Consider the following 17,195-nt stretch of genomic DNA (forward strand, 5'->3'; position numbering starts at 1 on the left):
CCGGCCGCCGGGGCGGGAGGTGACGGCGTGACCGGGCTGACGGCAGCGACCGCTGCCCCTGATCCGGCGCTGCCGGAGGCCGCCGCGGCCTGGGCTGCGAGCTGGGGGGTCGCCGGCGGCAAGGCCGGCGGCACTACCGGCAGGGCGAGTTGCTGCACGGGCGGCGCCATGGCTTCCACCGATGGCGGCGGGACAGGAATGGTCGGCAGCGCCAATTGCTGGACCGCGGGCGCCATGGTCTCGAGCCGCGGCGGCGGCGCCACAAGATCGGCCGACAGCGGCGGCGGTGGCGGCGGCGGCGGGATCTCGGCCGGAGGCAGGGCGATGTCGGTGATCGCGATCACCGGCCCGCCAAGGGCGGCGAGCGCCTCCCGGATGCTGACGGCAACATTGGGATCCGCGGCGCGGCCGGCCAGCGTCAGACGGTTGCCGTTGATCTGGGCGGACCCTTCGGTGAGGCGGAAGAGCTGGGTGAGAGCGGTACGGGTCAGACCCGCATAGTCGATGCCGTCGGGAAAGCCGCCTGCAAGACGCATCTCGTCGACGACGCGCAGTCCGCCCGCGAGCTGCCCGGCCAGTACCAGGACGGCCGCCTTGGCAGCCTCCGACGGCGCGAAGCCCTGCAGGGTCAGCGCATCCGGCAAGCGCCTCGCACTCCAGCTATAGGGCGAGATGACCGGCGGCGCGACGATCAGGTCGCCGATCGAGAAACCGTCCTGCATGCCGCGCACCGCCCCGGCCAGCCGCTCGAAAGCAGCCGGATCGGCCGCGACCCCGGTGAAGGAATAGACGGTGCCGGTGATCTTCGCGGTGCCGCTGGCCAGACCTTTGAGCTGGTCGATGGCGGCGAGCGCCTTGCCCTCGAGATTGGCGGGCAGCCCGCCAATGACGGTCATGGCATCGGTCACCGGCCCGGTGGTCGAGGCACGGGCGTCTCCCAGGATGCGCTCGCGCGCCTCGGGCGAGCCGATCGATCCGACGAGCCGGATGGCGCCGTCGGCCGCCTTGACCGCCGACCAGTCGGCCTCGGGCGGCAGGATTGCCGCCGGCGGCGGCGCCTGCGACACGGCAGGGCCGGGAACGGTGACGTTGATACCACCGCCGGTGATCCCCTGGGGCAGCGCGCCGAGCGCCAGTTCGATCGCCGCTCTGGTCGCAGCATCGCCGGCGGTGCCGGTGAAGCGGAAGGCCGTGCCGGTCAGCGTCGCCGATCCGGACGTGACCCGCCCCAGCTGTTCGAGGCCCATTTCGGCGGCGCGGGTGGCGGTGGCGGGAATGTCGCGCGCCAGTGTCATGAGGTCGCTCACCTCGGCGCCGGAGACCGCCCGGCGCGCCGCCTCGACGAGACGTGCCCGCGCGCCATCCGGCGCGACCTGTCCGGACAGCGTGACGGTCTGGCCCTCACGCCGCGCCGACCAGCCGAAAGGATTGGCGGCCGGCAGCAGGTCATTGGCCGCAGCGGCGCGGCGGACGCCGAACTCGCCTTCCGAGATGGTCTCGGCGGCGGCGCCCGCGGCGAGGCTCGGCGCCGTACCGGTGATGACCACATCGCGGCCGCGGACGCTGACGCTGGCCCAGGGCTTGCCGTCGACGGTGGACGTGGCGGCGATCGCCCGCGTCGCGCGGGCGGCCAGATCGGCTTCGACGGCGTTCTGTTTCCACCAGAGAGAACCGCCGGCCAGGAGGGCGAGCGGCAGCAGGCCTGGGAGCCAACGACGCGGCTGATGCAACATGAAACTCGTCCTCACTCGTTCGCCGCCGCTGTGCGGCCGGCTTGTCCCGCCTCGCCTGCGCGCCGCAAGCAGACCAGGCGGGCGGGTTTCAGAGCGATTTCGGTGTGGAACGCAACGCGAGTCAAGATCGGCATTACCGAATCGGTCATGATTCATCCGTCAGGCTCCGTTTCCGGAACGCGCGGGAGACAACCGGCGTGAGTGTGGAGAGCATCAGGCCTACCCAGGCAGTAGCCCCCGTCGAGCCGGTCACCCTGCGCGCGGCACTGGAGGCGCTTGGCGCGAAGCCCGGCGAGGCCGTCGCCGCGCGGGTCGCTGCGATGCTGTCGGAAGGAATCGCCAGGCTGGCCATTGGCACCGGCACGCTCGACGTCCGGTCCAGCCAGCCGCTGGTGCCGGGCACTGACGTCATGCTGACCATGGAACGCGGTGGCCAGGCGGTGAAGATCGCCCTGGCGGAGGCCGGTCTCGCGCCGGCCCGCGCCGCCCCGGCCATGGCGGTGCAGGCTGGACCGTCGGCGCCCCCCGCCGCGGCGGCACCCCCCGCAGCGGCACTGCCTGCCGCAGGAACGGTCGCCGCGGCGCTGGTGGACCTTCTGGCCCGCGGTCTCGTGGCCCCCGGCACCACCCGCCTCACCGAGGGAGCACAGGTGGCGCTGGCGGCGCGCGGCGCCCCGAACCCGCCCGCGGCGGAGCCCAGCGAGGATGGCCCTTCGCCGCCCAAGGCGCTGCATGATGCGCTGATCCAGGGCGTTCGGGCTGCCGCCGGGCGGCAGGACAGCCTGACCGCGCTCTTCGCCGACCTCACCGCCGTGGCCCAGGGCCGCACGCGGACGGAGATCCCGGCACCGGTCGCCCGCGCCATGGCCGAGGTCCTCGGCTTCCGCGTTCCGGCTGAAACCCTGGCGACACCGGCGGGACTGACGCGTGCACTGCACGATTCCGGCGCGCAGCTGGAGGCGAGGCTCGCCGCGCTGCCGGCGGGCATGCCGCTGCCGCCGGACCTGAAGGCGGCGCTGCAGCGGCTGCAATCGGCCCTGGCAGCCTGGCCGGCCGGTCATGATCCGGCGGAGGCCCCGGCGGCCGCCAAAGTGGCGGGTCACGAACGTCCACCCGTCCGCGGCGCCCTTCCCCACGGCCAGCCGGTCCAGCAGAGCCAGCTCGGTACGGCCGCCACCCCGGCCGAGGTGGCGCAGGTCCTGACCGAACGTACGGAAGCCGCCCTGGCGCGCATCACCCTGCTGCAGGCGGCCTCCCTGCCCGACATGCGGGACGGCATCCGCACGGACCTGCCGGCCCTGACGACCCTGGAGGTACCCCTGCGGGTCGGGGCGGACACCGCCGTCGTCCAGTTCCAGATCCAGCGCGACCGGGACGAGGCCGACGAGCCTGCGGCCCGCTCCCGCAAGGGCGGCGACTGGACCATGCGCTTTTCCCTCGATGCCGAGCCTCTGGGACCCATCCATGCCGCCGTGCGCTGGCACGACGGCCGCGTCGGCATCCAGCTCTGGGCCGAGCGGGACAATGTCGCGGCAGCCCTCGAGGCCCAGCGGGCCGGGCTCTCCGACGCGCTGGCCGCATCCGCCTTCATGATCGAGCAGCTGACCATCGCATCGGGAACGCCGCCCGACCCGCGCGCACAGGCCGGCCTGCCCCGCCACCGCCTCGACCGGTCGTCATGAATGTGGAGGACAGGATGAGCGGGCAGGACATGCCCCCGCGGGCCACCATCGCCGTCGCGCTGGAATATGAGATGGGCAAGGACGCCGCTCCCCGCGTCACCGCCTCCGGCCGCGGCCTCGTCGCCGAGAAGATCATCGCCACGGCGCGCGAACACGGCGTCGCCATCGAAGGCAATCCGCTTCTCGCCGAAGCCCTATCGGGGGTCGCGGTGGATGACCATATCCCCGAAGAACTGTACCGGGCCGTCGCCGAGGTGATCGGTTTCGTGCTGCGCGCCGCCGGCAAACTGCGCTAGGCCGATCGTCCCCAGGCAGGACATCGCGCCGTCTGGCGGCCCCTGCGGCATTGGATTATAGGCTGAGACACAAGAAAATCCCGGGAGGACGGCATGACCCAAGTCGACAGCGCGCCTGTGAGGCCCTGGACGAAATTCTATTCGGTCGGCATGCGCCACACGATCGATGAGGCTCCCCATCCCAATCTCGCCGCCATGGTCCGCTCCGTGGCGCGCACCTTCGGGGCCAAGACCGCCTTCTCCCTCTGCCTGCCCAACGGCATGGGCGGCTCGCTCACCTATGCCGATATCGATCGCCTGTCGGATGATTTTGCCGTCTATCTGCGGGAGGTCCTGAAGCTTGAGCCTGGCGCGCGCGTCGCGCTGCAGACGCCGAACGCCCTCGCCTTCCCGATCGTCGCCTTCGGCGTGTTCAAGGCCGGCTGCGTCCTCATCAACGTCAATCCGCTCTACACGGCGGAGGAGATGGGCAATGTCTTCGCCGACGGCGAGCCGGACCTGCTCGTCATCATCGACATGTTTGCCGACAAGCTGCCGGCCGCCTTCACGCGCCACAAGGTGCGCCACGTCGTCGTCTCCTCGATCACCGACTTCATGCCCTGGCTCCAGGGCACGCTGGTCGGCCTCGTCCAGAAGTACAAGGACAAGTCGGTGAAGCCCGTTCCGGTGGAACACACGACCTTCCAGGCCGCCCTCGCTGCCGGCGCGGCGCGAAAGGCGGGCGTCAAGGTCACCGTCTATGCCGAGACCGTCGGCCTCGATACGCTCGCCGTGTTGCAATATACCGGCGGAACGACGGGCGTCTCCAAAGGCGCCATGTTGACCCACGGCAACCTCGTCATGAACATGGCGCAGGCCCTGGAAATGGTCGCGTCGAACATGGTCAAGGGCGAGGAGACGATCCTCACCGCGCTGCCGCTCTATCATATCTTCGCCTTCACCGTGAACATGCTCGGCTACTGGGTGCTTGGCGCCCACAATGTGATGGTGCCGAATCCGCGGCCGCTGACCAACCTGCAGAAGGCCTTCGAGAAGTTCCCGATCTCGACCCTGACCGGCGTCAACACGCTGTTCAACGGTCTCAACAACGAGGCCTGGTTCCGCGACAACCCGCCCAAGGCCCTGAAGAGCTCCTGCGCCGGCGGCATGGCGCTGCAGGACGCGGTCGCCAAGCGCTGGCACGAGGTGACACGCACCCCGGTGATCGAGGGCTACGGCCTGACCGAATCCTCCCCCGTCCTCACCTTCAACCCGCTCGATGCGGTGAGGGAGGGCACGATCGGCGTTCCCGTTCCCTCCACCGACATCAAGTGCGTCGACGACGACGGCAAGGAAGTGCCGCATGGCCAGCCCGGCGAACTCATCGCCCGCGGCCCGCAGATCATGGCCGGCTACTGGCGCAAGCCTGACGAGACCGCCCGCACGGTGCGCGACGGCTGGCTCTACACCGGCGACATCGCCACCCAGGACGCGGACGGCTATTTCACCATCGTCGACCGGAAGAAGGACATGGTGCTGGTCTCCGGCTTCAACGTCTTCCCCAACGAGGTCGAGGATACGCTGGCCAAGCACCCGGCCATCCTCGAAGTCGCCGTGGTCGGCGTGCCGGACGGCGCCGCCGGCGAGGCGGTGAAGGCCTTCGTCGTCCGCAAGCCCGGCTCGGATGTCACCGGCGAGGAGATCCGCGCCTTCTGCAAGGAGCATCTGACCGGCTACAAGGTGCCCAAGCTCGTCGAGTTCCGCACCGAACTGCCGAAGTCGAATGTCGGCAAGATCCTGCGCAAGGACCTGCGCGCCGAGGAAATGGCGAAGGCACCGAAGGCCTGAGGGCCTCGCCGCAGGGCGGCCGCGCGCGGCGGCCGCCTTTCCCCTGGCTGGCCGGCGCGCTAGCCTCCGCGCAGGTGGAGACGCGCCATGACCGATCACGATCACCACGACCATCATCATCACGACGACCACGACCACGACCACAGCGAGTTGTCGCCCATGGACGCACGGGTCCGGGCGCTGGAGACGATCCTCGTCGCGAAGGGCTATGTCGATCCCGCCGCCCTCGACGTGCTGATCGAGACCTACGAGACCAAGGTCGGGCCGCATAACGGCGCCCGTGTCGTGGCGAAGAGCTGGGTCGACCCCGCCTACCGTGCCCGGCTGCTGGCGGACGCCACCGCCGCCGTCGCCGAACTCGGCTTTGCCGGCCGCCAGGGCGAACATCTGGTGGCGGTCGAGAACACGCCCGACACCCATAACATGGTCGTCTGCACGCTGTGCTCCTGCTACCCGTGGCCGGTGCTCGGCCTGCCGCCGGTCTGGTACAAGTCGGCGCCCTACCGGGCCAAGGCGGTGCGCGACCCGCGCGGCGTCCTCGCCGATTTCGGCGTCACCCTGCCCGCTGGCAAGGCCGTCAAGGTCTGGGATTCCACGGCCGAGATCCGCTATCTCGTCCTGCCCGAACGTCCCGCCGGCACCGAGGGCTGGGACGAGGCGCGCCTCGCCGCTCTCGTCAGCCGCGATTCCATGATCGGCACGGGCCTCGCCCGCAGCCCGGAGGCGGTGGCATGACCTATGTGACCCATGCCGATCTCGGCGGCCGCCTGGGCCTTGGCCCCGTCATCCCGGAACGCGACGAGCCGCTGTTCCACGCGCCCTGGGAGAAGCGGGCCCTGGCCCTCACCCTCGCCATGGGCGCCACCGGCGCCTGGAACATCGACCAGTCCCGCGCCGCCCGCGAGCAGCAGCCCGGCTATCTCGGCATGAGCTATTATGAGGTCTGGACCGGCGGCCTCGAGCGCCTGGTGACTGACCGCGGCCTCGTCACCGAAGCCGATCTCGCCGCCGGCCACGCCGTCGATCCGGCAAGGATCCTCCCCCGGCTTCTCACCGCGGATCAAGTCCCGGCCGTGCTGGCGCGCGGCGGTCCGACCGAACGGGAGGCGACGGGTCACGCCCGCTTCGCCGTCGGCGACCGCGTCCGGACCGCGACCATGCCGGCGCCGCAGGGCCATACGCGTCTGCCGCGCTATGTCCAGGGCAAGACAGGCACGATCACCCATCGGCACGGCGTCCACGTCTTCGCCGACATCAACGCCACCGGCGCGGGCGAGGCGCCCGAATGGCTCTACACCGTGCGGTTCGACGGGCGGGAGCTTTTCGGGACCGAGGGCGACCCCGCATCCAGCGTCTCCGTCGACGCCTGGGACAGCTATCTGAGCCCGGCATGACCCAGGCCCTCGCTCCCGACATCGCCGCCCTCCCCCACATCCCCTGTGATGCCGAGGGGCCCGTCTTTCGCGAGCCCTGGGAGGCCCATGCCTTCGCGCTGGTCGTGACGCTGCACCAGCGCGGCCTGTTCACCTGGGCCGAATGGGCGGAGACGCTCTCCGCCGAGATCCGCGCCGCCCAGGCCGCCGGCGATCCTGACACGGGCGAGACCTATTACGGCCATTGGCTGCGGGCACTGGAACGGCTGGTGATTGCCAAGGGCGTGACCACCGCGCCGGCGATCGCGGACACGACCGCCGCCTGGCATCGCGCGGCGGAGGCAACCCCGCACGGCCAGCCGATTGTCCTGGCCGCCCACGGCTAAGGCGCATCCGCGGCGGCGCTGCCGGGCGGGCCCCTGCGAGCCCGCCCCGGACCGTCATTTCACCGAGGAGAAGGCCGTCGGCGCCAGGAACGAGCTGGCGATATTGGCAACGATCGGCCCGTCGCTCTCGCTCTCGCTGCGCGCGGCGTTCCAGTCCGGATCCTGCTGGAAGGCGACCCATTTGGCCTCGCGCTCGGCCATGGATTCCCAGGCCAGCAGATAGGTCAGGTCGTTGTTCGACGGACCGATGGCCGTGGTGAAGAAGCCGGCCTGGCGGATGCCGTGCTTCTCCCAGATCTTCAGCGTGTGATTCTGAAAGCGGGCCAGCAGCTTGGGCAGGCGACCGGGCAGGCAATTGTAGACGCGCAATTCGTAGATCATGGACTTTCCTTCCCTGATGGGACCACCACCATGCCGTGCGCCGCAGCTCTTGGCCATCGACGCCAGCGAATGGCCGGCTCCCGGAAGATCGTCGCGGAACCGGTCGCCGCTCTAGCCTGCCAGCAGGTCCTGCACGGCCTGCCGCAACAGCGCCTCATCCGCGGGGTTCTGGGCCGGATTGCCGGCGCGATGCCCCCAGATGGAGGGGATCGGCCGCAACGTGGCATTGGGCATCATGGCGGTTTCGATCGCGCTGTCGGCCGTAGGGAAATAGAGGTCGGTCTCCGACGGCATGATGATCGACCGCGCGGTGATCGCCCCGAGGGCACGCGCCAGATCACCGCCATAGACCGGATTGGCGGAGATGTCCGAGGCCATCCAGGTCTCGATCATCGACAGCAGGTCGGCCGGGTCGCGCCGCAGGAAATTCGCCTCCCAGCTGCGCACCAGGAAATCCTCCAGGGAGGAGAAGCCGACGCTCCGCCACAGTTCCTCCCGGTAGAAGGCCTGGCTCATCGCCCAGCCGGCATAGACCCTGGCGAAGGCACGCAGGCCCTTGACCGGACGCTCGACGAAGCGGCCGTCGCGATAGGCCGAATCGGTGGTGAGCGTGGCGCGGATGCCCTCCAGGAACACCCGGTTGTGCGGGCTGCTGCGGGCCGAGGTGCAGACCGCGCAGATCGCGCCGACCCGGTCGGGATGGAGCGCCCCCCAGTGCAAAGCCTGCTGGCCCCCCATCGACCAGCCATAGACCAGCGCCAGGCGCTCGATTCCGAAGACCTCCCGCAGCAACTGCTCCTGCGCCGCGACATTGTCGACATGGGTGAAGACCGGATCGCGCCCGAGGCCGAAAGGCTCGGCCAGCGTGCTGGGCGAGGAGGACAGGCCGTTGCCGAACTGATTCGGGATGATGATGAACCAGCGCGTCGGGTCGAGCACCCGTCCCGGCCCGATCAGCCAGTCGATGTCGCTGTGATGGGCACCATAGGAGGTCGGGTAAAGTATGGCGTTGCTGCGCGCAGCATTCAGCGTGCCGTAGGTCTTGTAAGCGAGGCGGGCGAGCGGCAGCGTCAGGCCGCGCTGCAGGACGAAGGAACGGATGTCGAAGATGTCGTGGTCGGCCACCGTGTCCCCCTGGATGCTGCCGCCACCATAGGCGGGCGGCAGAAGAAAGGGGAGGCTGCCCGGGCCAGGACAGCCTCCCGTCGCGCCGGCCGGGGGGAAACGGCGGCACTCGTCCTCAGCCACGGGGTCTGGCTGGTGGCTCCGACGTCTTGCGGGTCGTCGCAGCCTGTCGCTGATACGGGAGAACGCGTTGGCCGGATCAGCTGCGCAATCCCGGCGCTTCCTGGCCGGTGCGCGCGACATAGTCGGTATAGCCGCCGCCATAGGCGTGGATGCCTTCCGGCGTCAGCTCCAGCACCCGGTTGGAGAGGGCGGCGAGGAAATGCCGGTCATGCGAGACGAAGAGCATGGTGCCCTCATAGCCGGCCAGCGCCTTGATCAGCATTTCCTTGGTGGCCATGTCGAGATGGTTGGTCGGCTCGTCCAGCACCAGGAAATTCGGCGGATCATAGAGCATCCGCGCCATGACCAGACGCGCCTTCTCGCCGCCGGACAGGACTCGGCAGCGCTTCTCGACATCGTCGCCGGAAAAGCCGAAACAGCCGGCCAGCGCCCGCAGCGAGCCCTGCCCAGCCTGCGGAAAGGCCTCCTCGAGCCAGTGGAACACGGTCTGCTCGCCGTCCAGCAGCTCCATCGCGTGCTGGGCGAAATAGCCCATCTTGATGCTGGCGCCGCGTGCCACCGTGCCGTCGTCCGGTTCCGTCGCCCCCGTGACGAGCTTCAGCAGCGTCGACTTTCCCGCGCCGTTGACCCCCATGATCGCCCAGCGCTCGCGGCGCCGGATCTGGAAGTCGAGCCCTTCGTAGATCGTGCGGCTGCCGTAGCGCTTGTGGACGCCCTTGAGGGAGACGACGTCCTCGCCGGAGCGCGGCGCCGGCTGGAACTCGAACAGGACGGTCTGGCGGCGGCGCGGCGGCTCGACACGGTCGATCTTGTCGAGCTTCTTCACCCGGCTCTGCACCTGGGCAGCGTGGGAGGCGCGCGCCTTGAACCGCTCGATGAAGGCGATCTCCTTGGCCAGCATGGCCTGCTGGCGCTCGAACTGCGCCTGCTGCTGCTTCTCCGCCAGCGCCCGCTGCTGCTCGTAGAAGGCATAATCACCGGAATAGGTGGTCAGCGCGCCGCCGTCGATCTCGATGATCTTGCCGACGATGCGGTTCATGAACTCGCGGTCGTGGGAGGTCATCATCAGGGCCCCCTCGAAGCCCTTCAGGAAGGCCTCCAGCCAGATCAGGCTCTCGATGTCGAGATGGTTGGACGGCTCGTCGAGCAGCATCACATCGGGCCGCATCAGCAGGATCCGGGCGAGCGCCACGCGCATCTTCCAGCCGCCGGAGAGCTTGCCGACATCGCCCTCCATCATCTCCTCGGAAAAGCCGAGGCCGGCCAGCACCTCGCGCGCCCGGCCGTCCAGCGCATAGCCGTCGAGCTCCTCGAACCGGCCCTGCACCTCGCCGTAACGGCTGATGATCTCGTCCATCCGGTCGGCCTGTTCGGGATCGGCCATGGCCGCCTCCAGCGCCTTCAGCTCGGCGGCCACCTCGCTCACCGGCCCGGCGCCGTTCATCACCTCGGCGACGGCGCTGCGGCCGGCCATATCGCCGACATCCTGGCTGAAATAGCCGATGGTGACGCCGCGGTCGGTGGAGACCTGGCCCTCGTCCGGCGGCTCCTCGCCGGTGATCATGCGGAACAGAGTCGTCTTGCCGGCACCGTTGGGCCCGACAAGGCCGATCTTCTCGCCCCGCTGCAGGGCGGCGGAGGCCTCGATGAAGACAATCTGCTTGCCGTTCTGCTTGCCGATGCTTTCCAGTCGAATCATGCGCGTGGAGAACCCGAGAACCGATGATGGCCGGGGCCTTACGCCATGTTCCTTCGCGGCGAAAGTCTCAACCCAGCTGTGCAGTGGGAGCAGAGCGCCTGTGCCGGCGGACATAATCGGTCCTTTCGCGCCAGATCCCAGACAGATGAAACAAGTTATGACAATTAAGTGACACCTCGTTGCAATGGCTGCCTTGCGACGGCCTTATCGTCTTGCAATTGGTTGGCGGGCGTCCGAAGGACAGCGGCTCGACCAGACTCGGGATCGTGGCTGCGGCGGACAGAGGGAGACTGGTTCGGTGGATGAAGCGCCCGTTGGAGCAATCGAAGCCGGGCGAGCGGACGTGCGCACTGCCGAGGCCGGGGCGCGGAACCGCGTGCAGTTCGCCGCCCTGCCCTATCGTCTCACCACCGAGGGCGATGTTCAGATCCTGCTGATCACCTCCCGCAGCACCAGGCGCTGGATCATTCCGAAGGGCTGGCCCATGGGCAAGCGCCCCGCCCACAAGGTCGCGGCGTTGGAGGCTGGCGAGGAGGCCGGTGTCGAGGGCAAGATTGGCAAGCAGGCCATCGGCTTTTATCATTACGACAAGTTGCTCTCGACAGGCGCCGTGGCACGCTGCCGGGTCGACGTCTATGCGCTCGAGGTGCGCCGCCAGAAATCCGCCTGGCCGGAACGCAAACGGCGGGAGCGCCGGTGGATGGACCTTGCCGAAGCGGCGAGCATCATTGACGACGGCGAACTGGCCCCGCTGATCCGCAGCTTCGCGCCAGACGGGACCTGACGAGACTGCCCGGCGACCTCCTTGCGAGGATGGACTGGAAGGCGCCGGCGGAAATCGGTAGAGGCGAACTCGGACATATTCTGTAGAATAGTTGTTCCATCGCGAGGACGAGCCTGACCCCCCATGAGCGACCATCGCGTCATCATCGCCGGCGGCGGTATCGGCGGTCTCGTCACCGCCCTGACCCTGCACCAGATCGGCGTGGCCTGTACGGTCTTCGAATCGGCGCGCGAGATGCGTCCCCTTGGCGTCGGCATCAATCTCCAGCCCAATGCCGTACGCGAACTCGCCGATCTCGGCATCGACGAGACCGAGCTCGACACGGTCGGCTGTCCGGCGAAGGAATGGGCTCTGGTCGGTCTCAACGGCAACGACATCTACTCCGAACCGCGTGGCCGCCTCGCCGGCTATCGCTGGCCGCAATATGCCGCCCATCGTGGCCGGCTGCACATGCTGCTCTACGACAAGGTGCTGGAGCGCCTCGGTCAGGGGGCCGTCCAGCTCGGCCGGCAGATAAGAGGATATCGCAAGCATGCGGACGGGGTGACGGCGCTGGTCGCGGCATCCGACGGAACCCATTCGGACGAGCACGGCGCGCTGCTCATCGGCGCCGACGGCATCCACTCCGCCATTCGGGCGCAGATGCATCCCGACCAGCCGCCCATCCACTGGGGCGGCGCCCTGATGTGGCGGGGCACCAGCCGCGCCCGGCCGATCCGCACCGGCGCCTCCTTCATCGGCCTCGGCACCCATCGCCATCGCATGGTGGTCTATCCGATCTCGCCCCCGGACGCCGACGGCCTGGCGACGATCAACTGGATCGCCGAGGTCGTGGTCGACCCGTCCGACGGGTGGAAGCAGCGCGGCTGGTTCCGCGAGGTCGGGATCGGCGACTTCATCCATCATTTCGCGGACTGGCGCTGGGACTGGCTCGACGTCCCGGCCCTGATCCGCAGCGCCGACAGCGTCTACGAGAATCCGATGATCGACCGCGATCCCGTCGCCACATGGCAGGACGGCCCCGTCGCGCTGCTCGGCGATGCCGCCCACGCCATGTATCCGACCGGGTCGAACGGCGCGAGCCAGGCCATTGTCGACGCCCGTGTGCTCGGCGCCGCCATGGTGGCGCACGGGGTCAATGCCGAGGCGCTGGCCGCCTATGATTCGCAGCTCTGCGGGCCGATTTCGCAGGTCGTCCTGCGCAACCGTGGTGCCGGCCCCTTCGGATTGCTGAACCTCGTCGACGAACGCTGCGGCGGCACGTTCGACGACATCGACACCGTCGTGCCGCCTACCGAGCGCACCGCCTTCATGGCCGGCTACAAGAGGGCGGCCGGCTTCGCGGTGGAACAGCTCAACGCCGCGCCGCCGACGATCGCGGCGGGGGCACGGGCCCGCCTCGCCTAGCCGTTCTGGTCGCGCCGCAGCGTCGGCAGGCCGATCCCGGCGGCGTCGAACCCGCCATCCACCGCCAGCGTCTGGCCGGTGACATAGCTTGCACCCGGACCGCACAGATAGACGATGGCGTCGGCCAGTTCTTCCGGCAGCCCGTAGCGGTTGAGCGGGATGGCATCGTGATAGTCGGCGCGGATCTCGGGCGAGTGGACCTTCTTGGCCATGGCGGTGTCCACCGGGCCAGGCGCCACGGCATTGACGCGGATCCCGTAGCTGGCGAGTTCCACCGCCATCTGCTTGGTCAGGTGGCCGAGCCCGGCCTTGGACGTTCCATAGGCAACGCGCAGCGTCGAGGCGCGCAGCGACGAGATCGAGGTGATGTTGACGATCGCCCCTCCGGTCTCGCGCATCAGCGGCACCGCCGCCTTGGTCATGATGAAGGGCCCCGTCAGGTTGACCGCCATGACCTCGTTCCAGGCCTCCAGCGGGGTCTCCATCAGCGGTCCGAAATGGGCGATGCCGGCATTGTTCACCAGGGCATCGAGCCGTCCGAAGCGCCCGGCGACGGCGGCAATCGCCGCCTCCGCATCGGCCGGGCGGGAGACGTCGCGCGTCAGGGCGAGCACCCGGTCCGGGGCTCCCGCCGCCGCGGCGGCCGCAGCGAGGACGGCGCCTTTGTTGTCGAGCATGGCGACCGCCCACCCATCGGCGAGAAAGCGCTGCGCGGCGGCAAGGCCGATGCCTTGGGCTGCGCCGGTGACGAGCGCGACGCGCTGATGATCCTTCGTCATGGGTCCTGTTCCGTCCGGTGGCGACACGCCATGGCGGCAAGGCCTAGCACGAAGGCTCCGTCAGGTCCCCCGCACCTTCGGCAGGGCACCCCCCTCGCCTGATGGGCCGTGATGCGCGCCATCCGCCACGGTTGAGCAGCAGGGCACAACCGGGCAAGGTCGGTGGACGATTCCGCGCCGCCCCCGAGGGACAGTGTCTTGCCATTCCGCTTCGTCCACACCGCGGACATCCACCTGGATTCGCCGCTGCGGTCGCTGGCGCTGCGCAACCCGGCGCTCGCCGCGCTGATCGGCGATTCGACCCGGCAGGCCCTGGTGGCGATCGTCGACCTCTGCATCGACCAGAAGGTCGATGCCCTCGTCATCGCCGGCGACCTCTATGACGGTGACCAGACCTCGATGAAGACGGCGCGCTTTCTGGCGACCCAGCTTGGCCGGCTGCATGAGGCGGGCATCGCCACCTTCAAGATCCGCGGCAACCACGACGCCCTGTCGAAGATCACCCAGGAGCTGATCCTGCCGCCGACGGTGAAGGTGTTCGGCGGGCGCGGCGAGAAGGTCGAGATCGCCGGCAAGGGCGTCGCCGTCCACGGCATCAGCTTCGCCCGCCCCCAGGCACCGGAGAGCCTGGTGCCGAAGTTCCGCCCGCCCGTGGCCGACGCGGTCAACATCGCCATCATGCACACCAGCCTGGCCGGGGCGCCGGGCCATGACGTCTATGCCCCCTGCGCGCTTTCAGACCTGCACGGCTCCGGCTTCGACTACTGGGCGCTCGGCCATGTCCATGCCCGGACCCAGCATGCCGGTCCCCGCACCGTTGTCATGCCGGGCATGCCGCAGGGGCGCGACATCAACGAAGCCGGCCCGAAATCGGTGTCGCTCGTCACCATCGGCGACGACCGGCGGATCACCGTCACGGAATGGCCGACCAGCATCGCCCAGTTCGAGCGCATTCCCGTCGATCTCGGCGGCATCGCCGGGTGGCGCGAGGCGGTCGATGCGATCGAACAGGCGGTCGGCCGGATGCGGGACCGGACCGAGGCGCCGCATCTGGTGGGACGGCTGATGTTGAGCGGCCGCACGCCGCTCGCCTGGCGGATGCGGCGCGACCGCGACCTGCTGTTGGCCGAGATCGAACAGCGGCTGGAGGCGGGCGGACGGACCTGGATCGACAGGATGGAGCTCGCCGTCGCGGCACCGGGTCCGGTCGAGGATGCCGGGTCGGCCGATCCGGTGCGCGAGCTCGGCGACCTCATGCGGTCGGACGCGATGCGCCGGCACGGTGTGCGCGAAACGGTCCGCGACCTCGTCCGGGAGCTGCGGGACGACCTGCCCGGCGAGGCCCGCGGCTTCTCCGGCGGTACGGAGGCGGAGTTCGAGGCCTATGTGGAAGCGCTGCTCGGCGAGGCGGGCGAGGACGTGCTGGCGCGTCTCGCCGCGGAACCGGCCGGAGACCGGTGATGCGGCTCCAGCGCCTCGACCTCATCCGCTACGGCCGTTTCACCGACCGCATGCTCGACTTTGGCGCGCCGCCAGCAGGGGGGCCCGATTTCCACGTCGTCTACGGGCCGAACGAGGCCGGCAAGTCGACGTCGCTGAACGGCTATCTCGACCTGCTCTTCGGCATCCCCGAGCAGACCCGCTACGCCTTCCTGCATCCCTATGCGACCATGGAGGTGGGTGGCGTCCTCGCCTTCGCGGGCGAAACCCACGAGCTGCGGCGGGTCAAGCAGCGCGCGGCTTCCCTGCGCGACGGCGGCGGCCAGCCCGTCGCGCCGACGCTGCTGGCCGGGCCGCTCGCCGGCCTGACCCGCGACAGCTACCGCATGATGTTCTCGCTCGACGACGAGACGCTGGAATGGGGCGGCGAGGCGATCCTCGACAGCCAGGGCGACATCGGCGAACTGCTGTTCTCCGCCAGCAGCGGCCTCGCCGACCTCTCCCGCAAGCTCGACGCCGTGACCAAGGAGGCCGACGACATCTTCCGCAAGCGGGCGAGCACCACCCGCATCGCCGCGCTGAAGCGTCGCCTCACCGATCTCAAGGCCGCCCGCGACCAGATCGACGTCCAGGCGTCGGAACATCAGCGGCTGGCCGAGGCCCTCGCGCGCGCCGACGAGGCCTATGCGCTCGCCGCCCGTGACCTTGCCGTCGCGCGCGCGCGGAACGACGAGCTCGCCCGCATCCTCCGCGCCGTTCCGCTCAGGACCGAACGCGACCGCATCCTCGCCGCCCTCGCGCCGCTCGCAGACCTGCCTCACCCTCCCGGCCACTGGATCGGCACCATGCCGGCGCTGCTGACGAGTGATGCCGCATTGACGGCGCGGGCCGATGCCCTCGACCGGCAGATCGCGGCCCTCGCGGAGGCCCTCGCCAGTCCGCAGCCTGAAGCCGCCCTCCACCCGCTGGAGGAGCGGCTCGCCCGCCTCGCCCGGGAAACGGCGCGCTACCGCACCGCGGTCGAGGACTTGCCGAAGCGCCGGCGGGCGCTCGCCGAGGCCGACCAGCAGCTCCGCTCGATCGCCGCCTCCCTCGGTCGGCCGGATGCCGCCGACCCCGCCGCACTGGCGCTTCCCGCCGCCCTGATCGGGCAGTTGCGCGACCTCATCGAGGAACATTCGGGGGTCAGCGCCGCCCTGGCGACGGCGAACCGGGAGTTGCAGGACGCCTGCGAGGCGCTGGCGCGCGCCGAGGATGATCACCGCCGTCTCGCGGCGTCTGGTACTCTGCTGGCACCCGAAAGAACCGCCGCCCTCGAAGCGGCGCTCGCGCCGGTCCGGCAGGGCGACCTTGGCGCCCGGCTCGCCCTGCTGGAACGCGAGGTGGACAAGGACCGCCGCATCCTTTCGGCCGCCATGGTGGCGCTCGCCCCCTGGTCAGGCCCGCCCGCAGCCCTCGCGGCCCTCCCCGTCCCCGACCGTGCCGAACGGGCCGGTTGGCGGCGCGCCCTCACCGAACATGCGGCCGAGGCGGCCCGCGCCCGCCGGCAGGAAAAAGACCTCGCCGCCGAACAGCAACAGGCCGCCGCCGCCCTCGCGGCGCTCCGCTCCGCGGCGGGTCTCGTCGACGATGCCGCCGCAACGGCCCTGCGAGGCGAGCGCGACGCCGCCTGGGCCGCCCATCGCGCGACCCTCGACCGCGCCACGGCGGCGACTTTCGAGGCGGCGATGCGGGCAGCCGATGCCGTCGCCGATGCGCGCGCCGCCCATGCCGACCGCCTCGCGGAGCTGCGCAACCTCTCGGTGGTCGCGGCGACCCGGCAGGCGGCCATGGCAAGGGAGACGCAGCGCGCCGCCGACGCCGACGCGGCGCTCGCGCTGCTGCAGGGCATGGTGCTGGCACGGTGCCCCGTGCCGATCGGGCCGCCGGACGATGCCCCCCTCGCCGCCAGACTCGATGCGATCGAGCACTGGGCCGCTCTCCGGGACAGCGCCCTTGCGGCCCATGACCGGCTGCAGGACAGCGAGGATCGTCTCGCCGCCGCCCGGGACGAGGCGGCCAGGGCGCGGCGCGACCTCGCCGCCGCCGTCGCCGCCATCGGCCTCGACCCCGGTGACCTCCCGCTCGCGGCGTTGGCCAAGGCAGCCGGGAACGCCCTTG

15 protein-coding genes are annotated in these 17,195 nt (G+C 70.1%); 10 read left to right on the plus strand and 5 right to left on the minus strand.

The window, feature by feature from the left end; translation table 11 throughout:
- Positions 1 to 1,733 (minus strand): BON domain-containing protein (locus Q0C57_RS20815; protein ID WP_296579776.1); only part of this gene is annotated, 1,733 nt, incomplete at its 3' end.
- 197 nt (positions 1,734 to 1,930) lie between these two features.
- Here Q0C57_RS20815 and Q0C57_RS20820 point away from each other — a divergent pair.
- The 6 genes from Q0C57_RS20820 (at position 1,931) to Q0C57_RS20845 (ending at position 7,297) form a co-directional block, all read left to right on the plus strand.
- Complete coding sequence (locus Q0C57_RS20820; RefSeq protein WP_296579779.1) at positions 1,931 to 3,415, plus strand: flagellar hook-length control protein FliK; 1,485 nt, start codon at positions 1,931 to 1,933, stop codon at positions 3,413 to 3,415.
- Positions 3,416 to 3,429: 14 nt separating this feature from the next.
- Complete coding sequence (locus tag Q0C57_RS20825) at positions 3,430 to 3,711, plus strand: EscU/YscU/HrcU family type III secretion system export apparatus switch protein (protein WP_296579782.1); 282 nt, start codon at positions 3,430 to 3,432, stop codon at positions 3,709 to 3,711.
- Between the two features lie 93 nt (positions 3,712 to 3,804).
- Entirely contained in the window at positions 3,805 to 5,538 is a 1,734-nt protein-coding gene (locus tag Q0C57_RS20830) for an AMP-binding protein (protein WP_296579784.1), read from the plus strand.
- Between the two features lie 87 nt (positions 5,539 to 5,625).
- Complete coding sequence (gene nthA, locus Q0C57_RS20835; RefSeq protein ID WP_296579786.1) at positions 5,626 to 6,273, plus strand: nitrile hydratase subunit alpha; 648 nt, start codon at positions 5,626 to 5,628, stop codon at positions 6,271 to 6,273.
- Between the two features lie 5 nt (positions 6,274 to 6,278).
- Positions 6,279 to 6,932, plus strand: coding sequence for a nitrile hydratase subunit beta (gene nthB, locus Q0C57_RS20840; protein WP_296579814.1), 654 nt, complete (start codon positions 6,279 to 6,281; stop codon positions 6,930 to 6,932).
- Complete coding sequence (locus tag Q0C57_RS20845; protein WP_296579788.1) at positions 6,929 to 7,297, plus strand: nitrile hydratase accessory protein; 369 nt, start codon at positions 6,929 to 6,931, stop codon at positions 7,295 to 7,297. The genes nthB and Q0C57_RS20845 overlap by 4 nt, the downstream gene beginning before the upstream one ends.
- A gap of 54 nt (positions 7,298 to 7,351) precedes the next feature.
- Here the strand turns inward: Q0C57_RS20845 and Q0C57_RS20850 are convergent, their stop codons facing one another.
- From Q0C57_RS20850 to Q0C57_RS20860, 3 genes are all read right to left on the minus strand, one after another.
- Entirely contained in the window at positions 7,352 to 7,678 is a 327-nt protein-coding gene (locus Q0C57_RS20850) for an NIPSNAP family protein (protein ID WP_296579790.1), read from the minus strand.
- Between the two features lie 111 nt (positions 7,679 to 7,789).
- Positions 7,790 to 8,803, minus strand: a complete 1,014-nt coding sequence (locus tag Q0C57_RS20855; protein WP_296579792.1) for an alpha/beta fold hydrolase — start codon at positions 8,801 to 8,803, stop codon at positions 7,790 to 7,792.
- Between the two features lie 199 nt (positions 8,804 to 9,002).
- Positions 9,003 to 10,625, minus strand: a complete 1,623-nt coding sequence (locus Q0C57_RS20860) for an ABC-F family ATP-binding cassette domain-containing protein (protein ID WP_296579795.1) — start codon at positions 10,623 to 10,625, stop codon at positions 9,003 to 9,005.
- A 343-nt stretch (positions 10,626 to 10,968) separates the two neighbouring features.
- Here Q0C57_RS20860 and Q0C57_RS20865 point away from each other — a divergent pair, with 343 nt between their 5' ends.
- Positions 10,969 to 11,409: an NUDIX hydrolase gene (locus tag Q0C57_RS20865; RefSeq protein ID WP_296579798.1), complete on the plus strand. Its 441-nt coding sequence runs from the start codon at positions 10,969 to 10,971 to the stop codon at positions 11,407 to 11,409.
- Between the two features lie 123 nt (positions 11,410 to 11,532).
- Complete coding sequence (locus Q0C57_RS20870; protein ID WP_296579803.1) at positions 11,533 to 12,816, plus strand: flavin-dependent oxidoreductase; 1,284 nt, start codon at positions 11,533 to 11,535, stop codon at positions 12,814 to 12,816.
- Here the strand turns inward: Q0C57_RS20870 and Q0C57_RS20875 are convergent.
- Positions 12,813 to 13,595, minus strand: coding sequence for an SDR family oxidoreductase (locus Q0C57_RS20875; protein WP_296579806.1), 783 nt, complete (start codon positions 13,593 to 13,595; stop codon positions 12,813 to 12,815). The two genes, Q0C57_RS20870 and Q0C57_RS20875, sit on opposite strands and share 4 nt — an antisense overlap.
- Positions 13,596 to 13,793: 198 nt before the next feature.
- Here Q0C57_RS20875 and Q0C57_RS20880 point away from each other — a divergent pair, with 198 nt between their 5' ends.
- Positions 13,794 to 15,056, plus strand: a complete 1,263-nt coding sequence (locus Q0C57_RS20880) for a DNA repair exonuclease (RefSeq protein WP_296579809.1) — start codon at positions 13,794 to 13,796, stop codon at positions 15,054 to 15,056.
- On the plus strand, positions 15,056 to 17,195 hold a 2,140-nt coding region (locus tag Q0C57_RS20885; RefSeq protein ID WP_296579812.1), incomplete at its 3' end, for an AAA family ATPase. The genes Q0C57_RS20880 and Q0C57_RS20885, both read left to right, overlap by 1 nt.

Origin of the sequence: Phreatobacter sp. (genome assembly GCF_022843985.1) — a bacterium.
Lineage (GTDB): Bacteria > Pseudomonadota > Alphaproteobacteria > Rhizobiales > Phreatobacteraceae > Phreatobacter.